26 protein-coding genes are annotated in these 24,818 nt (G+C 46.6%); 2 read left to right on the forward strand and 24 right to left on the reverse strand.

Going from position 1 to position 24,818, the window contains the following annotated elements; genetic code table 11:
* Positions 1-42: 42 nt before the first annotated feature.
* From rpiB to WGC32_RS09675, 13 genes are all read right to left on the reverse strand, one after another.
* Positions 43-489 (reverse strand): ribose 5-phosphate isomerase B, encoded by a 447-nt coding sequence (gene rpiB / locus WGC32_RS09615; RefSeq protein ID WP_342681548.1) that lies wholly within the window; start codon positions 487-489, stop codon positions 43-45.
* A 42-nt stretch (positions 490-531) separates the two neighbouring features.
* Positions 532-1,452, reverse strand: a complete 921-nt coding sequence (gene alsK, locus WGC32_RS09620; protein ID WP_342681551.1) for an allose kinase — start codon at positions 1,450-1,452, stop codon at positions 532-534.
* A gap of 25 nt (positions 1,453-1,477) precedes the next feature.
* Positions 1,478-2,146: a D-allulose 6-phosphate 3-epimerase gene (gene alsE / locus WGC32_RS09625; protein WP_342681553.1), complete on the reverse strand. Its 669-nt coding sequence runs from the start codon at positions 2,144-2,146 to the stop codon at positions 1,478-1,480.
* A gap of 54 nt (positions 2,147-2,200) precedes the next feature.
* Positions 2,201-3,724: a phosphohexomutase domain-containing protein gene (locus WGC32_RS09630; protein ID WP_342681554.1), complete on the reverse strand. Its 1,524-nt coding sequence runs from the start codon at positions 3,722-3,724 to the stop codon at positions 2,201-2,203.
* Between the two features lie 690 nt (positions 3,725-4,414).
* Positions 4,415-5,233 carry an HNH endonuclease family protein gene (locus WGC32_RS09635; RefSeq protein ID WP_342681556.1) on the reverse strand — a complete coding sequence of 273 codons (819 nt, stop codon included), beginning with the start codon at positions 5,231-5,233 and terminating at the stop codon, positions 4,415-4,417.
* Positions 5,230-6,765, reverse strand: coding sequence for an AAA family ATPase (locus WGC32_RS09640; RefSeq protein WP_342681557.1), 1,536 nt, complete (start codon positions 6,763-6,765; stop codon positions 5,230-5,232). The genes WGC32_RS09635 and WGC32_RS09640 overlap by 4 nt, the downstream gene beginning before the upstream one ends.
* Positions 6,731-8,374: a restriction endonuclease subunit S gene (locus WGC32_RS09645; protein WP_342681558.1), complete on the reverse strand. Its 1,644-nt coding sequence runs from the start codon at positions 8,372-8,374 to the stop codon at positions 6,731-6,733. Before WGC32_RS09645 ends, WGC32_RS09640 begins: the two co-directional genes overlap by 35 nt.
* Positions 8,374-9,876, reverse strand: a complete 1,503-nt coding sequence (locus WGC32_RS09650) for a class I SAM-dependent DNA methyltransferase (RefSeq protein WP_342681559.1) — start codon at positions 9,874-9,876, stop codon at positions 8,374-8,376. Before WGC32_RS09650 ends, WGC32_RS09645 begins: the two co-directional genes overlap by 1 nt.
* Positions 9,873-10,124, reverse strand: a complete 252-nt coding sequence (locus WGC32_RS09655) for a hypothetical protein (RefSeq protein WP_342681560.1) — start codon at positions 10,122-10,124, stop codon at positions 9,873-9,875. The genes WGC32_RS09650 and WGC32_RS09655 overlap by 4 nt, the downstream gene beginning before the upstream one ends.
* On the reverse strand, positions 10,121-13,381 hold the full coding sequence (gene hsdR, locus WGC32_RS09660; RefSeq protein ID WP_342681562.1) for a type I restriction-modification system endonuclease: 3,261 nt from the start codon (positions 13,379-13,381) through the stop codon (positions 10,121-10,123). Before hsdR ends, WGC32_RS09655 begins: the two co-directional genes overlap by 4 nt.
* A 91-nt stretch (positions 13,382-13,472) precedes the next feature.
* Positions 13,473-14,462 carry a restriction endonuclease gene (locus WGC32_RS09665; protein ID WP_087358959.1) on the reverse strand — a complete coding sequence of 330 codons (990 nt, stop codon included), beginning with the start codon at positions 14,460-14,462 and terminating at the stop codon, positions 13,473-13,475.
* A gap of 103 nt (positions 14,463-14,565) precedes the next feature.
* Positions 14,566-14,775, reverse strand: a complete 210-nt coding sequence (locus WGC32_RS09670) for a helix-turn-helix domain-containing protein (RefSeq protein WP_054338619.1) — start codon at positions 14,773-14,775, stop codon at positions 14,566-14,568.
* A 71-nt stretch (positions 14,776-14,846) separates the two neighbouring features.
* The gene (locus WGC32_RS09675; RefSeq protein WP_342681585.1) at positions 14,847-15,308 is read right to left on the reverse strand and encodes a hypothetical protein; all 462 of its coding nucleotides are present in this window, start codon (positions 15,306-15,308) and stop codon (positions 14,847-14,849) included.
* A 110-nt stretch (positions 15,309-15,418) separates the two neighbouring features.
* Between WGC32_RS09675 and WGC32_RS09680 the strand changes: the two genes are divergently transcribed.
* Complete coding sequence (locus tag WGC32_RS09680; RefSeq protein WP_050624078.1) at positions 15,419-15,730, forward strand: helix-turn-helix domain-containing protein; 312 nt, start codon at positions 15,419-15,421, stop codon at positions 15,728-15,730.
* A 57-nt stretch (positions 15,731-15,787) separates the two neighbouring features.
* On the opposite strand, the gene WGC32_RS09685 is transcribed toward WGC32_RS09680, so the two are convergent.
* From WGC32_RS09685 to WGC32_RS09705, 5 genes are all read right to left on the reverse strand, one after another.
* On the reverse strand, positions 15,788-16,033 hold the full coding sequence (locus WGC32_RS09685; RefSeq protein WP_342681589.1) for a DUF6061 family protein: 246 nt from the start codon (positions 16,031-16,033) through the stop codon (positions 15,788-15,790).
* A 431-nt stretch (positions 16,034-16,464) separates the two neighbouring features.
* Positions 16,465-17,640 carry an AAA family ATPase gene (locus WGC32_RS09690; RefSeq protein WP_342681592.1) on the reverse strand — a complete coding sequence of 392 codons (1,176 nt, stop codon included), beginning with the start codon at positions 17,638-17,640 and terminating at the stop codon, positions 16,465-16,467.
* The gene (locus tag WGC32_RS09695) at positions 17,630-17,965 is read right to left on the reverse strand and encodes a plasmid mobilization protein (RefSeq protein ID WP_342681593.1); all 336 of its coding nucleotides are present in this window, start codon (positions 17,963-17,965) and stop codon (positions 17,630-17,632) included. Before WGC32_RS09695 ends, WGC32_RS09690 begins: the two co-directional genes overlap by 11 nt.
* A gap of 4 nt (positions 17,966-17,969) precedes the next feature.
* Entirely contained in the window at positions 17,970-19,052 is a 1,083-nt protein-coding gene (locus WGC32_RS09700; protein WP_342681595.1) for a site-specific integrase, read from the reverse strand.
* A 2-nt stretch (positions 19,053-19,054) separates the two neighbouring features.
* Positions 19,055-19,258 (reverse strand): MerR family transcriptional regulator, encoded by a 204-nt coding sequence (locus WGC32_RS09705; RefSeq protein WP_087236778.1) that lies wholly within the window; start codon positions 19,256-19,258, stop codon positions 19,055-19,057.
* A gap of 303 nt (positions 19,259-19,561) precedes the next feature.
* Between WGC32_RS09705 and WGC32_RS09710 the strand changes: the two genes are divergently transcribed.
* The gene (locus tag WGC32_RS09710) at positions 19,562-20,050 is read left to right on the forward strand and encodes a helix-turn-helix domain-containing protein (RefSeq protein ID WP_195547965.1); all 489 of its coding nucleotides are present in this window, start codon (positions 19,562-19,564) and stop codon (positions 20,048-20,050) included.
* Between the two features lie 529 nt (positions 20,051-20,579).
* Here WGC32_RS09710 and WGC32_RS09715 read toward each other — a convergent pair.
* The 6 genes from WGC32_RS09715 to WGC32_RS09740 all read right to left on the reverse strand — a co-directional run bounded on the left by WGC32_RS09715 (position 20,580) and on the right by WGC32_RS09740 (position 24,628).
* Positions 20,580-20,909, reverse strand: coding sequence for a plasmid mobilization protein (locus tag WGC32_RS09715; RefSeq protein ID WP_342681600.1), 330 nt, complete (start codon positions 20,907-20,909; stop codon positions 20,580-20,582).
* A 4-nt stretch (positions 20,910-20,913) separates the two neighbouring features.
* Positions 20,914-21,978: a site-specific integrase gene (locus tag WGC32_RS09720; protein WP_342681601.1), complete on the reverse strand. Its 1,065-nt coding sequence runs from the start codon at positions 21,976-21,978 to the stop codon at positions 20,914-20,916.
* Positions 21,971-22,237 (reverse strand): hypothetical protein, encoded by a 267-nt coding sequence (locus tag WGC32_RS09725; protein WP_342681603.1) that lies wholly within the window; start codon positions 22,235-22,237, stop codon positions 21,971-21,973. Before WGC32_RS09725 ends, WGC32_RS09720 begins: the two co-directional genes overlap by 8 nt.
* A 166-nt stretch (positions 22,238-22,403) precedes the next feature.
* Positions 22,404-22,937, reverse strand: a complete 534-nt coding sequence (locus WGC32_RS09730; protein WP_342681604.1) for a type II toxin-antitoxin system PemK/MazF family toxin — start codon at positions 22,935-22,937, stop codon at positions 22,404-22,406.
* 99 nt (positions 22,938-23,036) lie between these two features.
* The gene (locus WGC32_RS09735; RefSeq protein ID WP_342681605.1) at positions 23,037-23,576 is read right to left on the reverse strand and encodes an RNA polymerase sigma factor; all 540 of its coding nucleotides are present in this window, start codon (positions 23,574-23,576) and stop codon (positions 23,037-23,039) included.
* Between the two features lie 485 nt (positions 23,577-24,061).
* Positions 24,062-24,628, reverse strand: a complete 567-nt coding sequence (locus WGC32_RS09740; RefSeq protein WP_342681606.1) for a hypothetical protein — start codon at positions 24,626-24,628, stop codon at positions 24,062-24,064.
* Positions 24,629-24,818 lie beyond the last annotated feature (190 nt).

Raw genomic sequence — 24,818 nt, forward strand, 5'->3', positions numbered from 1 at the left:
AAACAGGAGGCCATCCAAGGATGGCCTCCTGTTTTTTATATGCTATTTACTGTGTTTTTCTTCGATAGCAGTAATCATGTCCACACGGCGCTGGTGGCGTTCTCCCAGGAACTCAGCGTCCAGCCATTGCTCTACAATCATCTTGGCCAGTTCAGAGCCTACCACACGGGCGCCAAAGGCCAGAATGTTGGTGTTATTGTGCTCCTTGGAGAGCTTAGCGGTGTAAGGCTCACTGCAAACCACAGCCCGGATCCCGGGTACCTTATTGGCCGCCAGGGAGATTCCTACGCCGGTGCCGCAGATGAGGATACCCCGGTCGCATTCGCCGGAAACTACGGCGTTTGCTACCGCTTCTCCGTAAACAGGATAGTCACAGCTATCGTGGGTGTAGGTGCCGAAATCCTTGCACTCATATCCCTTGCTTTTGACAAATTCCATGATTTCTTTTTTTAGTTCCACTGCAACATGGTCGCTTCCAAATGCGATCATAGCAATGCCTCCTTTTTATAGTAATGAGAATATAAAACAAACTTAGTCTTTCGTACGGCGGGAAATGATCCGCCTCGCGCAGAGGGCGCCGCCGATGACGCCGCTTTGCTGGGCGCCTTTCGAAAAGCGGATATCCAGGTTGGAAGCTGGATAAGGCTTACGGGTTCGATCCTTGATACACTCGACGAAATATTCCTGAGGAAAGCCCTCCATGGCGACTACCCCGCCGCCGATGACCGCGTAGTCGGGGTCAAGAAGGGTCAGCTCGGTGGCAATGGGGATTGCCAATGTAGCCACATACTGCCGCAAAACCTCGTTTTCCCCGTGATTGACAAAGAGCTTGGAGAATTCCTCTTCTGGAAAGTGCTGAGCGGCAATAGCATTCAGGCCCATGCCGGAACAGATGGTCTCCGCACAGCCTAGATTCCCGCAGTTGCACCGCTTGTCCAGCCCATAAAGAGGAATATGCCCTAACTCGCCGGTAGCACCGTTTTTCCCAGTATAGAAGTCACCGTTGAGATAAAGCGCGTTGCCAAAACCGGTGCCCACATAAAAGCCTAGGATACTCTTAGAAGGATCCAGATGTAGATGGTGAATGTCGTAAAGCAACAGAAGGTTGACATCCTTTTCAATATAGACGGGTAGCCCCAGCGCTTTCCGAAGAGGGTGGGCCACATCCATATTGTTAAATCCAGCAAGATTAGGGGTATTATAAAGGGTGGTACGATCCTTGGATACCGAGGAAGGAAAGCCGACGACAACCGCTTCAATCTGTTCCTTTTGGGTATGAGCGGAGATATAATTGTCAATTTCCTGGGCCAGATTTGCTATGCCATCCCCACCAGTCAAAATAGAACTGGATTTTTTTTCAAAATGGTCGATAGAGAGATCGGATTTTACCAATCCCAGACGGAAATTCGTACCGCCGATGTCTATGCCCAATACATAGGACTGATCTGCCATCGAGAGAGCCACCATCCTTTCTCTGTTATTGGATTGCCTTTTGATAAGCCTGTACCATTTTATCCCAAGCTTCGGAGAGATCTTGGCTCTTGCCAAACAGGCTGGTTGACCCCATGACCATGGCATCAGCGCCTGCTTCCGTCAGCGCTTTGTAGGTGGCCTCGTTGCAGCCGCCGTCAGATTGAATTAGGAAGTTCAGACCATATTTTTCCCGCAGTGCTTTGGCCTCCCGGATCTTCTCGATCATCTCCCAGATAAAGGGCTGAGCCGCAAACCCTGGGTCCACTGTCATAATGGTCAACATGTCAATCTGGGAAAGATAGTGCTGGATGGCACTCAATGGGGTTTCTGGATTGAGAACGACTCCCGCCTTGCAACCGCCTTCCTTAATTTTAGAGAAAAGGCGGAAAGCCTGGCCTCCCAGGGTCTCGGCGTGAGGACAAATATAGGTGGCGCCGGCTTTGATGAGAAGGTCCACATAATCCTGGGGACGATCTACCATCAGGTGGCAGTCGATGGGGACACGGGAAATACTGTGGATGGCGGCCACTTGGGACGGACACATGGCAAGATTAGGAACAAAGTGGCCATCCATGATGTCCACATGATAAAGATCAGCCTTTTTATCGATGGAAAGGATGCCGTTTCTGATATCCAGAGCATCCATGCACATGAGAGAGGGAGAGAATTTCATAAAAGGGAAACACTCCTTTTGACTAAAGCTATGTATCAATTGATTTTAGATGATTTATGCCTGGGCGAAATCGCTGAGCGGGGTAAGATCTAGTTGGGTGAAGCCGGTACCAATGACCTCCAAAAGCTTGCGGGCCATGGCTTTGCAGCCACCGGGTGAATTGGACTCTATGTTAATGGGGATCAGGGGATCGTGAAGGGACATCCGGACAAGCATCCAACCATTGCCATCTTCCTTGCCGAAGTTGACACGGATGCCTTCATAATTAACTGGGGCTACCTGCCAGTCGGCATGGCTGTCGGCGTAAGCTTTCACAGTTTCCAGCACCATTTTTCCGTAGACCGAGAAATCCTCTGCCAGAATTTTGATCCGGATTTCTTCACTTTCCAGGGGATGGCGTAGATCAGAGATCAGGCTATCGATTGATTTGCCTTCCTGGGCCATCTGAGCAGCTTTAATTAAAATTTTAGCGGTAAGAAAAGCACCGTCATCCAAAAAATAGTTTTCTTTCAGGGCGGCATGTCCCGAGGTTTCAATGGCCAATTGGCAATCCACGCCGGTATCGTTAAGACGGATAGCCTCATTGATTACATTGCGGTAACCCCGCTTGAACCGATGATGGACACAACCACATTTTTTCTCGATAAAATCGGTTAATTCATCTGAGGTGACAGAATCGGTTACAATGGTTGTTCCTGGGTGACTTTCCGAAATAATGGAGGTGACCAGGGCGATAATAGCATTGCGGTTGATCTCACGTCCATTTTTATCCACAGCGGAACTTCTATCCACGTCAGTGTCAAAGATAATACCCAAATCCGCCTTGTATTTGCGGACAGCCGCCGATATAGACTGCATGGCCTCTTCGTTTTCCGGGTTGGGAATGTGGTTGGGGAAGGTGCCATCCGGTTCCAAGAACTGGCTCCCAGTGGTATCGGCGCCCAGAGGTTTCAAAACTTTCTCTACAAAAAATCCACCAGCTCCGTTGCCAGCGTCTACAAGGATCTTCAAGCCGGCCAAAGGCTGTTCATAATGCTCTCGGATTTTGGCACCTTTGCGGATGGTGTGTACCAGAAAATCAGAATACACACCGATCAGGTCAGCCTCCTGCAGGGAACCTCCGCCAGGTTCAGCAATTTCGCCGTTTGCAAAGGTGATGACGGCAGAGATATCGGTTTTATCCAATCCACCTTTTTTGGTGAAAAACTTCATGCCATTGCGGTTATAGGGCAGATGGCTTGCTGTAATCATAATAGCACCATCGCAGTCAAACTGAGGAAAGACAGTCGACATAAACATAGATGGGGTGGAAGCCAATCCACAGTCAAATACATGGCAACCCATTTTGATCAAAGCATCACAAGCAGCTTTTTTTAACGCCGGAGAAGAAATGCGGGAATCATGTCCCACAGCAATGGTCAGTGGCGTTTTGGCACGTTGCCCCAGCCAAAGAGCAAATGCCTTGGCAAGCAAAAATACAGTGGAATCGGTAAGGTTCACCTTTTCACCGACTACTCCATCGACGGCAATCCCTCGGATATCGCTTCCGTTTTGTAGCTTTCTTAAATCCATACCCATGCTGACGTCTCCTTATCTTTATTTTTATCAGTGTAGATTATAAAATAACACTACGACACGGAAAGTGAGTTTGCTGCGGCTCTCCGTTATTTAAAAATTATACCACGCATGATAGGAAAGAGGCAATGATTTATGAGAAATAATGAATCTCTTAATAATTCATATTATGGTGAGGAAAAACTTGGAAAAATATTTCAGCATTGCTCCACGTATCAACAGCTTGTCTTGCAGACAGAAAAGAGCCAACCAATTTAAAATAAAATCGGTTGGCTCTTTTTTATGGGTAATAAAAATATTGCGATAAAGGAAATACCAGTTTAGAAAATCCAGTAATCACGGGCTTTTTCGGGCCTCTGAAATCATTCGAACTCGCCGAGTTAAATCCATTTCTAAACTTTTTTGTATAGAGGATTTGACTCGACGTGGTTTTATTTGATGCAGATTATCCTTATCCTAAGGTCTATTCGGACTTTTGCTATCAAAAATCTATCCGGGCCATCCTATCAGGGGTTTTGCTTGAGAAGGGTGATTGGGTGGCTTATGAGTATTATAGCATAATCCATGGCTATTTTCCAGTGAAAATGAGCCATCCTCACTCTAATCTTTATATTCCCCCTTGTCATGAATCAGATACCAACCAGCTAACCGCATTATATATTGTAGCGTGATATCATATTCTCTGAAGACATGTTAGCAGGCAATATTGCGGATGAATTCTTCTGGATCATTTCGTATGTAGTTTCGTGCTACAGCCGATAATTCTGCAGTTGGCTTTGTCATCTCACGCAATTCAGTCACATATTTTTTGAACATTGCCTTATATCCCTGAGAATTCGTTTGAGCATATTCTCGGTAAGCTTGTTTAATTAGCTCAATTTTAGTTTTGCAAATCTGTTGGATTTCTTTGCGTGCATCTACCAATGCTACATTGTTCAAATCAAAAACTCTCACCGATAAGCAAACTCTAAGTGCATCCCAGCAGGTAACATCGCTACATGCCGGATAAACCTTTCCGTCTAATCCAAACCCAATTAACGATACATCACACATATCTGTAGGGTCAAGCAAACCATACCATTCTTCAGCGATCTCTTCACCTTCAGTTATAGCATGTGTACCTTTCTTTAAAGGAAAATATGAACCTTTACTAGTATTAGGAATCGACGCAGCCAACCGATAGTTCTTCCAGTCGAATGCCAACCACCAATACGCCTCCGTACTGGTGGCTGTTTCTATTTCACAATTTTTCTTTAGCTCTATTGGTTTCTTTTTGGGTCGAAAGTGATCCATGTGAAAATGCGATGCAATTTCTTTGGCTTCCGTGTACCAGCACTTTCCATGGGATAAATCCATATAATGTGCCTTCAATTTTCCCCAATAGGCGTCATGCCGATCGATAAAATCATTTCTCTGATCAGGCGGGAGCTCCATTAACTCTCTTGTGAGTCGTTCTCCTTCGGCAATTAATTCTGGAGAAGGAGGATTGTCAAACAAATCAATAAAAATCATTTGTCTTCCTCCTCCAATATCTCTTCCAAAATATCATCCATTAGTTCCGTCATTTTCTTTCGCTCGACATCTGTAATGGGCTTATCTTGAAACTCTGGTCGAGAATAAAGATGTTCAAGAAATTGCCCATATAGGGGATCTCTAGTAGTTCTTGAGAAACCAAGCTGCTCTAATTCTTGGGTCAACTGAGTAAGCTCTGCACTTTCTTTGAGCGTCCGCTCATTTTCTTTTTTATATTGCAACTGTAATTTTCGATCCAACTTGTTCTGTGTTTCATTATCAAGTGTTGTGGGCAGCCCAAATAGATCGCTGGTCAACAGTCCGGCCACTCCCATACCTTTTGGATCAACTTCAGGCATTCTTACAGTAGTTCCATTAGGTGTACGGTCGAAAATCGTTACCGCTTCTTTATTTAACCCACCGATTACAATCGGGTCATGCGTAGAAATGATGACCTGACTACTTTCACTTTGCCCAACAACATTTTTTATAAGCGTTAAATAGTCAAATTTCCAAGCGGGGTTCAAATGAGTATCTGGTTCATCCAATAAAAACAAAGACTCTTTGGACTGAGTAAACTTCAATAAACCCAATACCATCAAGAGTTGTTGTTCGCCTTCACTCAGTTCGTTAAAAGTGATAATCGTCCCATCTGTTTTCCTAACTTTGATGCGAACTTCCTCTATTAGATCAGAAATATATGTGCTCTCAAGATTTTTGAAAAATTCAACATTGTTCCTGTATTTTTCTGCAAAGGCCTGTAGCTTTTCCTGATCTTTCAAATAGAGATATGTGACTTCTTTTTTTACAGTTTTTATCCCCTCCTCAAACGATTCAGTTTCTTTCAAAGGAGCCAAAGCATATTCGTACAAATTATCGAGAAACTCTCGCACTACTCCGCGGGCACCCCAAAAATCCGCTTTGGGGTGAGCTTTTCCCTTTACCCACTCTGCCCTTTTTAGCACGAAAAGTACTGATTCGACAGAGTCTATCTCAAAATATTTTCTCAAAAATTCCTGGTTCTTTTCCTCAAAAAAAGAGAAGAAGGCCAGTAAAACAAAGTTGCTGTGAATGAGACGGGCATAAAACAACGGACGGAGCGTTTCATTATCTCCATCTAATAGCGCCCTGTAAAACTGTTTTTGATGCTTGGCGAAATGTTTTTCCAGGCGGTTACTTGGTCCGGAATAATATGCAAAAACATGCTCTGGCAAATACTCTCGCTTCTGTTTATAGAAATTTGTGCGAGCGAGCACCTTACCATCCACAAGAAGCTCCTGCTTACTTTCGCTTACATTATTTTTTACTTGCACAGTGTGGCCGGAACATCTGTAGAGTATTTCATAAGAAAAATCTTTGGTAAATACGCCAAGATCTAAATCCCGAAAGATAATTACAATTGCTTCCAAAAGATTTGATTTGCCTGCACCGTTGCGACCAATAAACACAGATGTCAATTGCGACTCATCGATATCAATTTGGAAATCTTTCAGATTCTTAAAGTCGTTGATTTTCAGCTTGTCTATTCTCATTTGCAGCCTCCAAGTAGGATTCTCCATTTTCTCTACTTTCTACAACACTGCCATTGTCAATTAGCTCTTTCAACCGTGCATAGAAATCATCAATTGGAAGCTCTGTTTCTCTCTTCAAATTTTCAGGAGTTAGACGCACACCCGTTGCTAGTGCTTCCATTATTGTCTTGGGCACAAAAACCACCTCTGCTTTTTGCTTGGAAACTTGTTTATGTCTTACTTTTTCACTTTCTATTGTTTCCGAAAAACTTCGTTCTAACAATTTAATTGCGCTCTCCTCGCTGGGGTCGTTGGTGCCCAGCTCACCGCGAAAGGCGCGGGCGAGGATGGATTTTTTGATAAGGTCGATTTGCTCCAGCACCCCTTCGGCGGTTTCCTTGGCCTGCTGCTCTTTGGCGAGGAGATTGTCTAGGAGGCGGACGGTTTCGGCTTGCTCATTTAATGAACAAACTGTAATTGGAGCCGTTTTTATTTTGCTTAGTGTTAATCTTGTTATGGCGTTTCCTGACATATTATTGATCATCATTGCTTTTGTTTTGGATGAGTTAAGGTTATATACCATATACTCGGCCATAATTTGTTTTTTGTCAGGACGCAATACAGCAACAGAAGAAAGTAAAGAGAACGGTTCTTCAATGGTATTTACTGTCGCTATTCCAGTAGTCGCTCCATCTTTTATGTAAAGAACATCTCCGTATTGCACATCACAACGACTATATATTTCATCATGTACATCTTTGGAGACAAATGTTATATTGGTTAAATCAATTCCGGTTTCCTTAATATTTTTTGCCGTTACATACATGTACTCACCAGTTGGTGTATTGACCGGGCTGTGATGTGTTCCATCTGTGATTTTTAGGCACGCATCTTTGAAAGTGACTGTTCTCCAACTCTCCATCCCCACACCGTGTTCTTTTCTCCATTGGGCGGTGAGCTCGCCGGTGAAGGCTTTATGGAGGATGGCGGCTTTGCGGGTTTCAAAGCTGTCCAACGCATCCTGCGCCTTTTGCTTCGCCTCATCCAGTTTGGCAAACAAGCTTTCAATGCGGTCGACAATGCGATGTTGTTCAGATAGAGGTGGCAAAGGGAATTCATGAGATTTAATGATTTCCTGCGAAATATTTGGTTGCGCTCCGCCTTTACCCTTCTTTATAAAGTTATCTTTCTGAGAACGAGCATAATAAAAAAGATACTTATAGTTTGCTGAAGGATTGGAAACGCCACAGGCACATGCTTGATTTGTAGTCGCAGCAATACCCAGTATACCAACTTTTCCAATGGTAGCACCATACATAGCAATTGCGACTGTATTTACTGGAAATAGTTTTGCGCTCGAATGAGAAATCGCTTCCTCCGTTATATGTTCTTCCGTTTCAAAAATATAATCATCATTTAACTCACCGGTCTTTATCCACGGAATATCGCCACTATAATACTCAGGTATTTTTCTTGAAGGAGTTCCACCCGATCCCCATTGTGCAATATTTTCCATCCTTGTCCAACACCAATTCCACGGCACTGGATACGGCTGTTCACTCTCTGGTACCAATGCCGCCTGCAATCGCTCTTCGGGTGTCAGGGATTCCTTTTTCTTTCCTCTCGCCATCAGTCCTGCACCTCCAGTGCCCGCAACTCCTTCACCACGCTCATCAACAGGTCCACAGCCTCTTCCAGGTTGGCGGCGGCCTCCTCAGCGCTCTCTGCCGGGTCGGGCAGGTCATTGTAATCCAGCACAGAGCCATCCCGGATGAGTCCCAGATCCAGGCTGTTGCCCTTTTCTGCAATCTGCTCCCGAGTAAAGACACTCCACCGCTCGTCCTGCACAGCATGGCGGTCCTCAGCCTCGTAAGCCTTCTCAAAGTCCGCAAAATACCCGGTTTTCAGCGGAGTGGTCTTGCCAAAGCTGGGCATATTGGTGCGCAGGTCATAGAACCAGACCTCCCTGGTGTTGCCTTTGTCGCTCTTGCCACGGGTGAAGAACAGCACATTGGTCTTGACGCCTTGGGCGTAGAAAATGCCAGTGGGCAGGCGGAGAATGGTGTGCAGATTACACTTATCCATCAAGTCACAGCGGATCTTCTCACCGTCTCCGTCAGCAAAAAGCACATTGTCCGGCAGTACCACGGCGGCCCGGGCCTTGCCGTTAGCCTTCAAGCTGCGGTAGATATGTTGGAGGAAGTTCAGCTGCTTGTTGCTGGTGGGGAAAGTAAAGTCGTCCCGGCTGGCGATCTCGCCGCCCTTCTTAGTACCGAAGGGCGGATTTGTAAGGACCAGATCGAAGTCACGAAGAACTTTTCCCTCATTGGACAGAGTATTAGCCAGCAAAATCTGGCCGTCGATGTCGTGGAGCATGGCATTCATCAGAGCCAGGCGGTGGGTGTCGTGAACCAATTCGCAGCCGGTGAAGGCTTCTTCCCGTTCAAACTTGGCCTGGTCTGCATCCAGATCGTAAAAATCATCGGTGTGCTCCTTGACATACCGATGGGCGGCAATCATAAAACCAAAGGTACCGCAAGCAGGGTCGTTGCACCGCTCGCCTGGCTGGGGTTTCACCAGCCGGGTCATCACATCAATAAGGACACGAGGGGTAAAGTACTGGCCCGCGCCGGATTTCTTCTCGTTGGCGTTTTTCTCCAGCAGACCCTCATACAGGTTGCCCAGTCCCTCTTCCCGGGCAGAGTACCAGTCTAGGCCGTCAATGGTGGTGATGATCTTTTCCAGGTTCTTGGGCTCGTCGATGTTGGTCATAGCGCCCTGGTAGATTTCCCGCACTCGCCCCGTGCAGTGGGTACCAAACAGGCGAAGCAAGTCTTTGTAGTACTTATACAGCTCAATACCGGATTTGCTGGTCAGCTTGTCCCAGCTATACTCCATGACAATCTGTTTTTCATGGTTTTGTGTTTTCTGCTCGGGGGTGAGCTCTTGACCATCCTTGCTTTCTTGCAGTGTGATTCCCTCTGCAAATTTACTTTCTTTATCCGTCTCCTTTGCCATCTTCAAAAACAGAATGTAAGTAAGCTCGGTGACATACTGGTGATAGGTGATGCCGTCATCCCTCAGCACATTGCAGAGGTTCCAAAGCTTGGATACAATTTCCTGTGTAGTCATGCACGGTCTCCTCCGTTATACCAGTTGGTTTCAGCAGCAAATTTTAATACCATCGCTTCAAAAACTTGGGCCTGATATTCGGGCTTTATTTTAGCTTTGTTCTCTACCAGATCATGAATGGCATCTAAAATTTTCTTTTGGGCTTCTTCCTGGTCCTGAGGAAGAGGGCTAACCCAGTTTCCTCTATTTTGAATAGCTTGATTTACCATTGCCGAAAAAACTGTATTCATAAATTGATTTTCACTCACGCGCTTCTTCCTCCATCATCGTACAGATATTCGTTAAGTTCCAGCACGATGCTTGCTAACTTGTTCTGGAAAATCCGGTCGATCTTCTTGAATCCGCCCTCACTTCTGAAACGGGTATCTTCATCAAACACGCCTACATTGAGGACAGATTCCTCCATGAGGTATTTTTCCATACGGCCAATCCACTTTTGCTCAATGGCAGTGAATTTGTGAGCCTTTTTCAGCTTGTCCACCGCCCGGCGGATGCGGGCTTCGTGGCTGATAAGGGTGGAACCGATGGCATACCGGCGAATCAGGCTGATGATGTCCGCTGCCATCTCCTCGTTGGTCAGCTCCGAAATGGCGGTGTTAAGCTGCTGGGTGGTAAAGCCCTCTCGATCCAGCGTCAGGCGCAGATCCTTCAAGCTCGCTCGGGTTAGCTCCTTCGGCCGGGTGCAGACGATGTTCAACGCCGCAATTTCATTGATATGGGTCTTTACATAGTCGGCAAAGGCATCCAGATAGTCCTCTGGGCGGCTGCCGGTACCATAACCACGGGTGTGGCTGACCAGTTCATCTGGCGCGTCGGAGATAATCACCGGGCGGCTGCCGTTGGCCCGGGTCTCCCCAAGCAGTTCGAAAAGATCCCGATGCGCTAAAATGCGGTTACGGGCCTGCGGCGGCGACTCCTGTTCCAGCTGCTGGATAAACTGCGTTGGGTCCATGCCGCCCGTTATGCTGACGAAATGCTCCATGGTCTTACCGTCCAGCTTTCGCTTTTTCCGCTGGAGCTTGGCAATGATCTGATCGATCTGGTACGCGATCTGTTTTTCGTCCTCCAGTACCTCGAGACCATCCAACAGTTGTCCAAAGGAAGCAGACGGGTTGGCTACCACCGGTTTCATGGTATTGACGGCATCCAACGATTCATAGACACCGACAGGATCATAAATCTCAAAGTGAGTCTTATGGATCTTGGGGCACAGACGGGTGGCACGGCCCAACATCTGTTCAAACAGAATGCGGGATTTTACCCGGCGCAGGAACACCAGATTGGTGATCTCCGGCACATCGATACCGGTAGTCAACAGGTCCACAGTGACAGCAATACTTGGATAGCGCTCATTCTTGAATCGCTTGATGGCCTCCTGTACCTTTTTGGGATTGCCGCCGCCCACGCTGCCGGTGATCTTCATAATCGCGTCATTGTCCACGCCGTATTCTGCATAGATATTCTTGAGGATGTCCACAATCATGTCGGCATGTTGGTCATCCACAGCATATATGAGGGTTTTGCCCTGTTCCTCCGGATTTTCTGGGTCGATGTCTTGAGCAATTTCGGCCAGCACTGTCTCGTTGAAGGAACGGGTGATGACTTTCTTATTAAACTGCTCCACATCGAAGTTGAGCTCATCGTTCAATAACTCGCTGTTGATAATCTCTCCGGTCACCGGGTCGTAGACAGTCACGGTATCGCCGGATTGATAGTGGATGCCCTCATCCCGCAGTTTGGTGTGAAGGTCGTGAGGGGCGTCGTGATCCACCAGATAACCCTCAATAACCGCTTCCCGGTAGGTGTACTTGAAAACTGGCTGGCCGAAAATCTCGGTGGTCTGGAGAGCGGGGGTCGCGGTCAGAGCGATTTTCACCGCATCGAAATACTCGATTACGCTACGGTATTTGCTCTGGTAGTCCCTCTGATCCCGGTAGAGAAGTTCCGTGTCGCCCATCTCCTTGTCCAGAAGATAGCCGCGGTGAGCCTCATCTATGATAATCAGGTCATAGTCGTTGACCGCGGGCATGGTTTCTCCATCATTGTAGAGAATACGCTTTACCATTCCCTGTACGGTGGCAACCTGGATACGAGTCTCCCTCTCAATTTCTTTGTCTTCCAGTCCCTTAATGTTATAGATATCCGCCAGGGGCATCAAATCCTCCAGCTTGACCTCTTTGAATACATCCAATGCCTGCTCTCCCAGAGCGGTGCGGTCCACCAGAAACAGAATGCGCTTGAAACGGCCTGTTTTCAAGAAACGGTAGATCATGCCCAGCACCGTCCGGGTCTTGCCGGTACCGGTGGCCATGGCCAACAGAGCTGTATTTTTCCCATCCATGATGGTCTGCTCCGCTGCCTGAATAGCCCGCAGCTGATAATCGCGGAGGTTCAGTCCATCCTTATCCCGCAGCAGATCGAAGGGCATCTGCTCCAGCGCCCGATTGCCGGCGTCGATGTTCTTCCCCAACAGGTCCAGAAGGTTTTCCGGACTCATCCATCCCCGCAGAGCCTTCGGCACATTGGAGGGTTTCCTAAGATCCAAAAACCAGATGCCAGACTTTGTTCTATACTGCTCCAAGTACGGCCTGCCATTGGTGGCAAAGGTAAACGGCACTTTATAGCTGCCCCAGTTTCCCACCTGGTATTGGGCATCGTCAACACGAATATTCCTGGGATAGTCTTTCCCCTGATAGTCGATCACGGAGGGAATGTCCTTGTGCTCCGCTTTTGCCTCAATGATACCGACAAATTGCAGACCAATAAAAAGAGCATAATCGGCACGGCCGTGATTTCCCACAGTTGAGTCAGTGGGCCACTCAGCTATGGCAAGATTCCGACCTTTGGTTGGGCGAGTTCCGTTAGAAAAGCACAGATTCTCAGTATCAGCCTCCCAGCCCACTTGACGGAGTTGCTGGTCAATGATGTAGCGCGTTTCTGCTTCTGTCTTTTGCCGCTGACTGGCCGCCCTGGCTGCCTGCTGGCGACGCTTTTCTTTTGTGACAGAATTCGAAGCGGCAGCCTTTTCTTCCGCTTCTTTGACCAGACTTTCCTCCTGTGCATCGTCAGTATCTGCAATATCTTGCTTCTGCGAGTCAGTCGGCATCACAAAAGGAATAGACTGATAGTTCCAGTCACCATAGGTCTGCATGAACCATTCGCATAGGCTGTGCGCCATTTGAAGCAGCACTTTTCCCTCTTCAACGGAGGAGTAGTTCTCATGTACCGCCTTATTGCGCACCTTGCGTAGCGCATGAAGAATATCCACAAGATCCTGCGTAAGGAGGCCCTCTCGGAATAGTACGCCGATCCGATTGACCGCCGTATTTTCGGAAGGAGGCATGATCCGATCATAAGTAAACATCAAGTTCACAACTGTTTCGCCGATCATCCCTAACTTCATCAAGCAGGAGTTTGAATCTGAATAAAGATATGCTTCTGCTTTTTTCCCGAACTGGGATAACACAGGAAACTCTTTATCAAGAAATTCAAAATTACTTTTCATCACGGCTCACCACCCTTGCAAGTTCTGCACATTTTCATGTCATAAGTAAGATTGTCAGTAGATGCACTCGTCGTTTTGTTAAATGCCAGTTTTATTCCTCTGGCGGAACGGGGATGTACACCATTTTCAGAGGAATCATTTTACGGTATTTGACACTGAGCTGGTCGTAATATTTCAAGACCAGATCCACAAGTTCTGTGCCGTTAATACCGCGAATAATCGGGGTGTTATCCAGGTATTTCTGCGCATTTTTGGTATAATTGGACAGTGTCACAAACAGGCCATAATCTCCTTCACGCATAGCGCCTTTCAGAGACTGGATGGTAGTCTCTTTGATGTCTCCATCCTGGCTTTTGACCTGGACAACAATACGGGGCGGTAGCTCGTCTTTATAGGCGGTAATGTCGATGCCACTATCCCCACCATGCGGAGATAGAATCGTGCGGTAGCCCATGGCCTGCAAAAGATTTGCGACAAACGGCTCCAGATCATAACCTTTCAGATTCTTGCTCAGCTCTTTCAAGATAAAGTCGCGAGTAGCCTCGATGATTTCATCCGCTGTTTGTGCCACTGTCTCATCGGTATCCGGCTCCAGAATATTGCCTTTGAAATCTTTATCCAGAGCCTTAAAATACTCATCTGCGTAGTTTTTCACCTGAAAAAAGCTCAGCGCCGAGCCAACTTCATGCAGAGCACCTTGGGAAAAAGCTGTGCGCGGCAGATGTTTAAGCCACTTTACTTTCCGGCGATTGGGATACAGTGCTGCGGTAGCCTCATAGAAATAGGCACTCTCCACGACCCCAATGTTGATCTTACGGTCAATTTTGGACGGGAACACCACATAGTCCCCTTCCTGTACCTCATGAACGAATCGGTACAGCATTCCGGCACTTGTGGCAATCGAACCTTTTTTAGCGTCCGGATAGGCCGCAATATATTTTTCTTTGTAGGCATCACGGGATGTACTTATAGCCGATAAGTCGCCCATCTCTTCCCAGCCGATTGCAATTAGATTCTGATTCAAAAAAAGGGGATCGTCCATGGTATGGATTCCCCAAACCGTCTTGTTTGCTGCTGCCATCACAGCCACACTCCTATCCGATCTTTCACAGCTTCTCAGCCTGCGAGAATCTTGTATCCTGAAAGTCACCTTCAAAATCAAGCCACTTTGTCAAAATTCTTGCTTATTTTTCTTCCGGAACAAACTCCAGAATATCGTCCACGCCGCACTCCATCACGCGGCAAATCTTCTCGATACTTTCGATAGAAACATACTCATTGCGCTTTAAGCGGGTGATAATATTGGCACTAAAACCGGCCTTCTCTTTTAGCTGTGCGTTGCTTATCTTTTTATCAATCATCAGATGGAATAAGCGGTCATAACAAATCGCCATTTTAGTCCCTCCAAAGCAAGAAATGCTTGGATTTATTTTATCACATTTTCGTGAAAAACTCAACTCGATATCTAATTATCAGGCTTTATCAATGTTATGGAAAGGCAGAGATTTCGCTGCCTTTTCCGAGCATATTCAACCAGCTCCCGCGCGTTGCTGGCTGGGTGCCAGGCATAGGCGATGAGATAGTCTACATGATCTACAACATAGCGATTTGCCCTCACGATTGCGATCTTGCGTGGAACACCCTCCATTTCAGGCGGATAGAATGTTCCGTCAAATCCATCTGGCGTTGAGATGGGCCGCTCTGCTGGATGGTATGGCAATAGCAAAGTAAGTCTCACCTCTGGGTAGAAACGCTTTGCTTCTTTGACTGCTGACGCTGCAAGACGGTCAAATCCGCCGTAGTGGCCAACGATAAATTCTGTAACGCCATATTCCAAAATGTGCTGCTCCACAGCCGCATACAATGCCGGATAAATCTCTTCTGATGCCTCTCGGTGTCCGATAAAGAAACAGCTTTTTCCGCCCAAATTTCTCCCTCCTTTATGGTTGTGTTTATCGTTAAAATTATACGATATAAATGATTAAATCACAACGATTTATCAAAGTATAATTTACGAAGAACACAAGCAAAGGAGTGATGCAGGTGAAGGATATTCTCTCGGTTATAACCGCGTATCGAGAGGAGCGGGGCTGGACAGAGTATCAGCTTGCAGAACGCTCCGGTTTGCCGCAATCCACGATCTCCTCATGGTATCGCAAGAACATGGTTCCGACCATTCCATCCCTGGAGAAAATCTGCACAGCCTTTGGCATTACGCTGTCTCAACTGTTTGCCGAAGAAGATGCACCTGTTTCCTTGACTGAGGCGCAGAAAAAGCTTCTGGAACGCTGGTCAAGGCTAAGTGAAGAACAGCAGGCTGTTGTATTTGCTTTGATTGATAAAATGTAAAAAATCCGTCAGAGGCGCACCTTTTAGAGTGCTGCTTCTGGCGGATTTTCTTTGCCATCAATCTAACGGATTTTTCTGTATTACTGCTTTTAGATATAATTCAGGGTCCCCATTCAAAATCAGCTCGGCATAGGCCAGCGGATCGTTGTAGATCAGCCAGTCCAATTCCGACCGCTGGTACATACTATTCGCCGCCTCGTTCTCCACGGCGGTGCAGTCGATGGAGAGCAGCGTCCCGTCCTCCATGTGCAGCTCCACGCAGGCAGTATCCAGGTTAAACTCACAAGACAAAATCTTTCTCATACTCGTTACCTCCCAATGCTTAAATTTCAATTAGTTTTCCGCAGCGGCACAAGAGCCGTTTCGGTTGTTTTAGTTACCCGCAAGCAATGCGTGTGGATAGCCACACACACTATCGGCAAGCAATGCGAGTGTTAATACACACTCACATTTCCTGCCGTCTGCTTGTTGAGGGCAGTGCCCCCAAACCCCCTTTTGAACACAGAATTTCATTCTGTGACTACGCGTTCTCCGAACGCTTTTTCGTCTGTACCTAGTACCCCGTTTTGGAGCATAGGGGTGCGTGAATCGCTCACCCCTTTTTGCTATGTCCTTTGGAAGGCGGGGTGGCAAAATACCATCCCGGTTTTTTCGTTCCGCGACGGTGGCGACGGTCGCAACGATGCTAGGAGTACCCCTCAAAACACCGTCGCGACCGTTGCGAGCGTCGCGCTTTACTCGATTACTTCAAACGCAGGTGCTTCCACCACCATGTAGGTCAGCCGGATACGCCGTCCGGTGTGCTTGGTTTTGTTCTCGTACTTCACCTGATGTTCTTCCAACAGTCGGCTGGCATTCACATTCAGATGTTTGGTGAGCCGGTTTACCGCCATATCCGTTTGAATCGCCTGGGCCAGCTCGGTGGGACTGCCTTCCCATTCGCGGTTCTCGGAGGATACAATCTTTGCCACGGCTTCCAGCACCGGGTCTGGAGGCTGCTTCCAAAGCTCATTCTCCGCATGGTCAAGGCTCCAAACCAGGTTCTCCTGATCCTTGCTCAGATACAGCCGTTGATCCGGCTGGTCTCTGCCTACCACCTCCAAGGTGGCCCTGCTATCTGTCCGCTTTTCCTTCTGCATCAGGAGCGCCCCATCCGCACATCCCAGCAAGCCCGTGGTGCCGGAAATCATTTCAAAGCTGTCTCCCGCAGGCTGTTTTCTGGTGTGGTGGACGATCAGGACGCAGACGCCATATCGGTCAGCAAATTGCTTCAGCTTGCCGATCGCCTCATAGTCGCTGGAGTAGCTGTAACTGTCGCTCACTGCCTCACGGACTTTTTGCAGGGTATCCACAATAATCAGCTTGGTATCACTGTGTTCCCGGACGAACTTTTCCAACTGTTCATCCAGGCCGCTGCCGAGCATCTTGGCGCTGGTAGCGAAGTGGAGGGAGCTTGTCCCCTCTACGCCAAACATACGGAACATCCGGCGTTGTAAACGGCTCTCGTCATCCTCCAACGCCAGGTAGAGGACAGTGCCCTGATGGGTCTTGTAGCCCCACAAATCCTGCCCGGTACTGACATGGTGGGCGATTTGCGCCACCAGGAAGGACTTGCCGATTTTGGGCGCTCCGGCAAGAATGTACGCTCCCGTGTAGAGCAGGTTCTCAATCACCGCAGACTTGCCCTGGAACACATTGTCCATCAGCTCGTCTAAGGTCACAGTATGGAGGTAGTCCGGGTCGCTCATGCGGCGCATTTTCCGGTAAAGTTCCTCCAAATCTCTTTCCGGGGAATTGCTTTTTTCGTCCGGGTCTGGTATAGTGGTCTTGGAATTTTGAGAGATTGACTGCCCATCATCTGCGCCAACAGATGAGCCCTGGGCGGTCATTTTCTTTTTATCATCGGTCATAGGCAAAATCCTCCTGCATCCCGTTCATAATGGTAGCAATCATCTGGATGGTGTCCAGCAGCTCGTTGTTTACGCCCTGTCCAGCTTCGATCCGGCGCAGCTCGTCCAGCACAGCGATCAGCTGATCCCGCAGGGCCTTGTAGACCCTGGGGTTGCCCTGGACCACCACATCCCGTTCTAGCAGCCGCCGGATGATGTAGTCCTGCTTGGTCAGGCCGGTGAGCTTCACCAGGGCTTCCAGCTGGAGATCTTCCTCCGCCGACACCCGGAAGGCCACCGTCTTGTTTCTCCAGCGGTTGTGGTTGTCATAGTTCTTCTTGGACATTTTCTTATACTCCTTTCTCATTCTTCAGTGAATCCAGCTTGTCAGCCATTTCCGCTTGGCGGGTGGGAAACAGATGGGCGTAGCGGTAAGTGATGTCGATACTCTCATGCCCCACACGCTCCGCGATGGCCAGAGCGGTAAAGCCCATGTCGATCAACAAACTGATGTGGCTATGTCTCAAATCGTGTATGCGAATCCTTTTCACCCCTGTTTGCTTGCAGCCACGCTCCATTTCCCGGTGAAGATAGCTTTTGCTGATGGGAAACATCCGGCTGTCTGGCTCCACGCCGTAGAGCTGCTTGAGGTAGTCCTGCAACTCGTCACACAGGAACTGGGGCATCTGGATCACCCGGTTGCTCTTGGGCGTTTTGGGCGTGGTAATAACATCCTGCTTGTTGAACCGCTGGTACGACTTGTTGATGGTGAGAGTGCGCTTCTCAAAGTCGAAGTCTGCCGGGGTCAGAGCCAGCAGCTCTCCTTCCCGAATGCCGCACCAGTAAAGCACCTCAAAGGCGTAGAAGGACAGCGGCTTATCCATCATAGCCTCGGAAAACTTGGTGTACTCCTCCCGGGTCCAGAACAGCATCTCCTTTCGTTCTTCCGCCCCCATGTTGCCCGCCTGCCGGGCCGGGTTGATATTCAGGCCGTAAAATCGGGCAGCGTGGTTGAAAATGGCGCTAAGTTGATTGTGAACCGTCTTAAGGTAGGTTTTGGACAGAGGTTTGCCGTGGCAGTCCCGCATTTCCCGGATCTCGTTCTGCCAGCGCATGATGTCCTTGGCCGTGATTTCTGACAGCTTCCGCTTGGCAAAATAGGGCAGGATCTTCTTTTTGATGATGCTCTCCTTGGTGAGCCAGGTGTTGAGCTTCAACTTGGGCTTACTGTCCCTCTCATAGAGAGCAACGAAGCTCTCGAAGGTCATGTTTACATCGGCCTGCTTCTCCATCAGGAACTCCCGTTCCCATTCCAGCGCCTCTCGCTTGGTGGCAAAGCCCCTTTTGAGCTTCTGCTGACGCTCTCCCTTCCAGTCGGTGTAGCGGAACTGCACATACCAGGTGCCGTTGTCCTTGTTCTTGAACGCTGCCATAATTACTCCCCCTTTCTCGCCGTCTCGGTTCTCGTGCCATAAAACTTCTCGTGGAAGAACTTGCGGTCAATCCGACCAGAGATAGTGATACAGCCGGTTTTCGCCAGTTCCTCGTTCATCTGCCGGATGAGCTTGTAGGCGTAGGGGACGGATACCCCCAGCTCCTCGGCCACTTCATTGACGCGCATAAAAATCTGGTTTGCCATGATAAATACCTTCCTTTCCTTGTTGTTGGTGACTGTGGCCTGCAAGTGTTGTGTTCCATAAATGCCTCCTTACTTATGTCCGCCACTTTTTTTCAGTTTCGCAACCAAAAATCTGGCGGGCCATTTGATGCGCTATATTATCTAAGCTTATCCGCTTAGTATTCTCATAATACTATACATATAAGCTTAGTTCAAGCCTTTTGAAAGAAATATTGTTAAATAAATTTGCTTAGATTATCTTGACAAAACTAAGCAAATATGCTATGTTTCTTATAACAACAACCATAGATGGGAGCTGGATGTATGGCGATTGGCGAACGGATTCACTTTTTCCGTCTCCTACGGGGGATGACGCAGAAATATCTTGGTATGGCGCTGGGCTTCCCGGAGAAGTCTGCCGATGTGCGCCTGGCGCAGTACGAAACAGGATCAAGAACCCCTAAGGCCGATCTGACTGCTGCCCTGGCCCAGGTACTGGATGTCTCTCCCCACGCCCTTTCTGTCCCGGACATAGACTCCTATGTGGGGCTCATGCACACCCTATTTACCCTGGAGGACAACTACGGTCTGAAGATCACGGAGCAGGATGGTGAGCTTGCCTTGCAGGTAGATTTCCGCAAAAACAAGGATGCTGCCCGGCTGCATGAAATGCTCTGGGCCTGGCGGGAACAGGCAGCCAAACTAGAGGCCGGTGAGATCTCCCATGAGGAGTACGACCGCTGGCGTTACCACTACCCGGAGTACGACAGCAGCCAGATTCACGCCAAGGTTCCGCCGGAGAGTCTGATCTGACCCTCTCACTTGTAGGCCACGGGAGAGGCCATTTGTTGCGCAAAATCAGAAAATTCAGATAAATGAGAGCAAAATAAAAAAGGTCTAACTGATCAGCAAAAATCAGTTAGACCTTTTACTTATGAATAAAAAGATGAGGATTTTTAGGCTACTCGCAAGCCACCCGATTTTTCTTTTCAAACTCAATAAATCAGGATTTGACGAGTGCTATCAATCTGCTATCAAATGGGGAATTTAAAAATCAAAAAGTCAGTGTTTTCAAGGGTTTGCGGGCCCTCATATCCACTTTTTGCTTATTCCCACTCTTTTACAATATTCTCCCACACCCTATTTTCAGTTCGTTTTCCTATCATTTCAGGCGTTTTTGAGAGCATTTTTCTATGTCGTATTTTATTTATCGTCCCTCGTGTTGCAAAAAGTGTTGCAATTACTGCAAAGAAATGATACCACACGGTTATGAGGTTAGGTGTGTAGAAATCGTTAAATCATTATAAACAAAAAGTCCGGTTTCGTCAACCGGACTTCATTGTCAGATAGCGCTTTTGATATACAGATTATCAATGATTCCTGCAATCAATTTTACATTTGCCATCAGCTCATCATCTACCGTTCCTCCGTTTTCAATTCGCTGTAATTCAGCCAACACCTCATTGAGTTTATCATAAACGGCTCTATGGACTTTACAGTTGCCTTTCACATAAATAGTTCGGTCAAGCAACTTGGATGTAATGTAATCCTGCTTTGTCATTCCTGAAAGCTCTACAACAGTGTTGATCTGTTTGTCCTCTTCTGAAGAAACACGAAAAGCTATTGTTTTATCTCGAAACCTATTATGAGTATCACAATTTTTAGCTGACATATTTTTACCTCCTTCTGAGACTGTCAAGGTCATTGGCAATCGTCTTTTGGACTTCATCAAACAGATGTCCGTAAATATCCTGCGTCGTTTTAATGGATTTGTGTCCTATCCGTTTTGACACTTCAAAAATATCATATTTCTTGCTTATAAGAAGGGATACATGCGAATGCCTTAACCCGTGTACGGTAATACGCCTCAATCCTGCTTCTTCAGACAGCTTGTGAAAACGATGTGTAAGTTTTGACTTGGTAATCGCAAAAATCCTCTGTTCGGGAGCGGGGGAGTAAAGCATATCAATGTATTCTCTGAGTTCATCACAAAGAAAAGCTGGCATACTAACCTTCCTCACTGAACTCGGAGTTTTCGGTGTGCTGATGATGTCTTGTCTATGAAATCGCTGGTATGTTTTGTTTACATAGATGACTGCCTGTTCGAGATCAATGTCTTGCAGCGTTAAGGCGAGCATTTCTCCCTCTCGAAGTCCGCACCAATAAAGTACCTCAAAAGCGTAATAGTAATTGGGATACTTCATTGCACAATAGGCAAACCGTTCATATTCAGATGTACTCCAAAATTCTACCCGTTTATCCTTTATGCCCATATTCTTAATGTCCGCAAGGGGATTTTGATTAAGATACCCTTTGCTGTTTGCGTAGTTGATAATGGAATTGAACTGACTCTGAATTGTCCTTAAAAACGATTTGGAAAAATGCTTCCCATTCGGCATAACAAAGTTTTTCATCTTTGCTTGCCACTCCGCTATATCATCATCAGTAATCTCCGAAATCAACACATTCCGAAAGGTCGGGAAGATATGCTTTTCAAAAATATTGTACTTTGTTTGTAGTGTCGAATCCTTAATATCTTCTCGCTTGTGTGACATAAGGTATTCGTGGAAAACATCTTCAAATGTCCGTTCGTAAAGAGGATCTTCCTCACCGCTATCTGCGGTGAGGTTTTCAAGAAATTCATCCTCATATTCTCTGGCTTCTCGCTTGCTTTCAAAGCCCCTTTTGTACTCTGTTTTTGTCTTTCCGGTCTTGGGATCAGAATAGTTAAACTTAACCATCCACTTGACGCCTTTTTTGACCTGATACTTGTATTGCGCCATCGTTACTCCTTTCATTGGCAAGCGGTATTTTTTCTGTGTTGGGGAAGAAGCGTTGTTTCAAATATAGAGAATCCACTTTCCCGTGAAGCGTCAAATAACCCGCCTGTTCGAGTTCCCTGTTTAGTTGATCGATTATTTTGTAAGCATATGAAACTGAAATGCCGAGCATTTCTGCCACCTGCTTGGAGCCTAACATTCTTCCGTTGAGGTCGTCCATTTTGTGCCTCCTTTTATTCTTTCAATGCAATCGCCTCCTCTGTCCTTTGGATTTAACTGCATTGTATTCAAATTCTCTGACTTCAACAACGATGCGATTTTTCCAATCGTATCATTGACTTTTAGGCTTTATCTGTTTTACCTTCGTCTTTTTGGAAAGACCTATTTTACTTCTCTCTTACGATATACTCAAATCCCATTCGGTGGCACTTATCGCACTTTTCTTTTTCCTTTGCGAAAGGATCAAAGCGCCTCACGATATAATCTGGATTAGACTTATAATCCTCTAAGCACCGACTGCATAAGCAACGGATTTCTCCTTTTCTTCGGGGATTTTTTGTCCACAGTCCGAAAGCACTTTTTAATCCGTTATTGATTTTTCGCAAGAGCTGCTCCTTGTCGATAAAACCGATATATTCCGTCAGGTCAGATTGATTAACTGTTTTCAGTTGTTCGAGCATAACCATTGAAGGCTCATCCAATCCGAAATTTCTGCCCAAAATAATATGCGAGGGCAAAAACCGTTTTTTGATTGCCGTAGTAAGGGCGGCAACCACTGTCGTTGTACTTGTCTGATTGCCCTCATCACACTGTACGATAAGGACGGGGCGGATTCCGTTTTGAATAGAGCCTTCGTTGTTGCCGAAATCATATAAGTAGATCTCTCCACGCTTGACCTTCTGATTGTCTTTGTGTTCCATAATGTAAACCTCTCATTTTCATATTTGAAAGGCGTTTCATATCCGGAGTAGAAACAAGTCCCTTCACTTATTCCCACTGGGAGAGGTCAAATGCACACCCTAAATCAGAAATTTTCTCAAATTTTTTAGTGCGGTAGCGATAGAGTTGTCAACAGCACTATAAGCGACGCCTTCTTCCTTTGCAATCTGTCGGCTGCTTTTCCCTTCAAAGTAGTATTTGATAAGGCGCTCTTTCTGAATAGGTTTTAACAGTTGAATGGCTTTTCGCAAAGCTTGTTCTTCTTCACTCTTAAAGAAGGCTTCTTCTAAATCATCAGTTACCAGCTCGGCGTGATGTAATTCTATTTCACTATCTTCAAAATTGTAGAAATCGTGTTTTCTGATTGCTCTCATCTGAAACTTTTTCTCATTTCTCCGATATTCATCACGCACTTCGCCAAAGGCTGAAGGCAAAATAATAAAGGGCATATAATCGCCGATAATGGAGCGGTACTTTTCTAATATTTCATCTTCGGTTAGATTAGAAATAATTGCCCAGCTTATATCCCCGTTGTAACCGTCGTACTCGTACTTCAAATTGATAACTTCGCATTCTTCTTGGAATTGTAGCTCCAGTTCATTAAATTGTTTCTTAGACATCTCGTAATCTCCTTAAATTTGGAATTTTTGATATACAAGGTTGAAATCAAAAACTCCGGAGATCACGGATACCTACATATAAACGCCTGCCATACTGCGATAGACATAAAGCTCCCTTTCCGCCTGACAAAAGCGAAAAGGGCTGCACAAAAAAAGCAGCTATAACATTCACGCCCGAAGGCTGAAAGCTATAACTGCTTCTTCAAAACACATATTCAATTCGTTTTGCCTAAGCTGCTGTATTGCCGCCTAAAAGATATTCAACCAGCATTTGAAAATCAAGAAAAATTCTCAAAGCTTTAGGCATACTAATTGTAACAGATTTGCTTTTCCGTATCATCGGCAAAACTGCGCCAATTTTCTGCCATTTCGTTTTCAGCCTCGTTCTGTAAACGAAAGCCGTTCTTCGGGAAGCATACACAGTGTAGCATACGCAAGGTCGGACATTCAGTAGGGATTTCGTCGGACTTTAGTCGGACAAGCCTTTATTTGAAAAAATCGGGAATATCGCCGCTTTCATCATCTCCCTTCATATTAAAGATTCCTTTGAAGCTCGGAATCGCATATCCCCACAGGGATACGCCGAGAAGCAAAATCGCTTCCCGTTTCCGGTCGTAAAAGGTACTGCGCTCCATATTCAAGAGATCGAGCAGGTCGCTCTCCGTATACCGAAACGCTGTCAGGTAGCTTTTTGATATGATTTCGTGGTACAGCCTGCCGTTGTTATGGTAGTCATATATTTTCGCCATAGCGGTATCAATCAGGTCAACCATCCACTTGTTTTCAAACAAGGCGCTGATACGGCTCTCAAACTCCTGCTTCTCGGTATCCGACGCAAACAGCTCCAAATAAACAAGGGCGCTGTTCAGTTCTTCTCCGTAATAGACCAGCTCCTCATTCACACAGGCAGATTCGCTCAGCGTAATCCAGACCACATCACGGTATACGCTGAGAAGCAGTTTTGTTTTCGAGAATATATCCGATTGATTCAAATTAAGCTGCTCATACATTTTCCGAATGCTTTTCGCAGCAAGTGTATCTTTCCGTCCCATCTGTTCGCCTCAATCCTTAAAACGGGTATCATTTGTTTGGTATATAAAAGTTCAAGCTAATTTGCTGAACTCCCTTGACAAAACACGCAAGTTCAGGTATTATATATACGCAACTTACTTGCGTATTGACATTATACGAAATTAACTTGCGTTTGTCAATATGGGTGCGCAAGATATTTTCAAATCAGGT

It is taken from the genome of Zongyangia acetica, from assembly GCF_038739695.1.
GTDB lineage: Bacteria > Bacillota > Clostridia > Oscillospirales > Ruminococcaceae > Zongyangia > Zongyangia gallinarum.

What these genes read in the sequence shown, in the direction of transcription:
- rpiB (WP_342681548.1), bottom strand. Translation starts at nt 489, where the DNA reads ATGATCGCATTTGGAAGCGACCATGTTGCAGTGGAACTAAAAAAAGAA.
- alsK (WP_342681551.1), bottom strand. Translation starts at nt 1,452, where the DNA reads ATGGCAGATCAGTCCTATGTATTGGGCATAGACATCGGCGGTACGAAT.
- alsE (WP_342681553.1), bottom strand. Translation starts at nt 2,146, where the DNA reads ATGAAATTCTCTCCCTCTCTCATGTGCATGGATGCTCTGGATATCAGA.
- WGC32_RS09630 (WP_342681554.1), bottom strand. Translation starts at nt 3,724, where the DNA reads ATGGGTATGGATTTAAGAAAGCTACAAAACGGAAGCGATATCCGAGGG.
- WGC32_RS09635 (WP_342681556.1), bottom strand. Translation starts at nt 5,233, where the DNA reads ATGATTTTTATTGATTTGTTTGACAATCCTCCTTCTCCAGAATTAATT.
- WGC32_RS09640 (WP_342681557.1), bottom strand. Translation starts at nt 6,765, where the DNA reads ATGAGAATAGACAAGCTGAAAATCAACGACTTTAAGAATCTGAAAGAT.
- WGC32_RS09645 (WP_342681558.1), bottom strand. Translation starts at nt 8,374, where the DNA reads ATGGCGAGAGGAAAGAAAAAGGAATCCCTGACACCCGAAGAGCGATTG.
- WGC32_RS09650 (WP_342681559.1), bottom strand. Translation starts at nt 9,876, where the DNA reads ATGACTACACAGGAAATTGTATCCAAGCTTTGGAACCTCTGCAATGTG.
- hsdR (WP_342681562.1), bottom strand. Translation starts at nt 13,381, where the DNA reads ATGAAAAGTAATTTTGAATTTCTTGATAAAGAGTTTCCTGTGTTATCC.
- WGC32_RS09665 (WP_087358959.1), bottom strand. Translation starts at nt 14,462, where the DNA reads ATGGCAGCAGCAAACAAGACGGTTTGGGGAATCCATACCATGGACGAT.
- WGC32_RS09670 (WP_054338619.1), bottom strand. Translation starts at nt 14,775, where the DNA reads ATGGCGATTTGTTATGACCGCTTATTCCATCTGATGATTGATAAAAAG.
- WGC32_RS09680 (WP_050624078.1), top strand. Translation starts at nt 15,419, where the DNA reads ATGCAGGTGAAGGATATTCTCTCGGTTATAACCGCGTATCGAGAGGAG.
- WGC32_RS09685 (WP_342681589.1), bottom strand. Translation starts at nt 16,033, where the DNA reads ATGAGAAAGATTTTGTCTTGTGAGTTTAACCTGGATACTGCCTGCGTG.
- WGC32_RS09690 (WP_342681592.1), bottom strand. Translation starts at nt 17,640, where the DNA reads ATGACCGATGATAAAAAGAAAATGACCGCCCAGGGCTCATCTGTTGGC.
- WGC32_RS09695 (WP_342681593.1), bottom strand. Translation starts at nt 17,965, where the DNA reads ATGTCCAAGAAGAACTATGACAACCACAACCGCTGGAGAAACAAGACG.
- WGC32_RS09700 (WP_342681595.1), bottom strand. Translation starts at nt 19,052, where the DNA reads ATGGCAGCGTTCAAGAACAAGGACAACGGCACCTGGTATGTGCAGTTC.
- WGC32_RS09705 (WP_087236778.1), bottom strand. Translation starts at nt 19,258, where the DNA reads ATGGCAAACCAGATTTTTATGCGCGTCAATGAAGTGGCCGAGGAGCTG.
- WGC32_RS09710 (WP_195547965.1), top strand. Translation starts at nt 19,562, where the DNA reads ATGGCGATTGGCGAACGGATTCACTTTTTCCGTCTCCTACGGGGGATG.
- WGC32_RS09715 (WP_342681600.1), bottom strand. Translation starts at nt 20,909, where the DNA reads ATGTCAGCTAAAAATTGTGATACTCATAATAGGTTTCGAGATAAAACA.
- WGC32_RS09720 (WP_342681601.1), bottom strand. Translation starts at nt 21,978, where the DNA reads ATGGTTAAGTTTAACTATTCTGATCCCAAGACCGGAAAGACAAAAACA.
- WGC32_RS09725 (WP_342681603.1), bottom strand. Translation starts at nt 22,237, where the DNA reads ATGGACGACCTCAACGGAAGAATGTTAGGCTCCAAGCAGGTGGCAGAA.
- WGC32_RS09730 (WP_342681604.1), bottom strand. Translation starts at nt 22,937, where the DNA reads ATGGAACACAAAGACAATCAGAAGGTCAAGCGTGGAGAGATCTACTTA.
- WGC32_RS09735 (WP_342681605.1), bottom strand. Translation starts at nt 23,576, where the DNA reads ATGTCTAAGAAACAATTTAATGAACTGGAGCTACAATTCCAAGAAGAA.
- WGC32_RS09740 (WP_342681606.1), bottom strand. Translation starts at nt 24,628, where the DNA reads ATGGGACGGAAAGATACACTTGCTGCGAAAAGCATTCGGAAAATGTAT.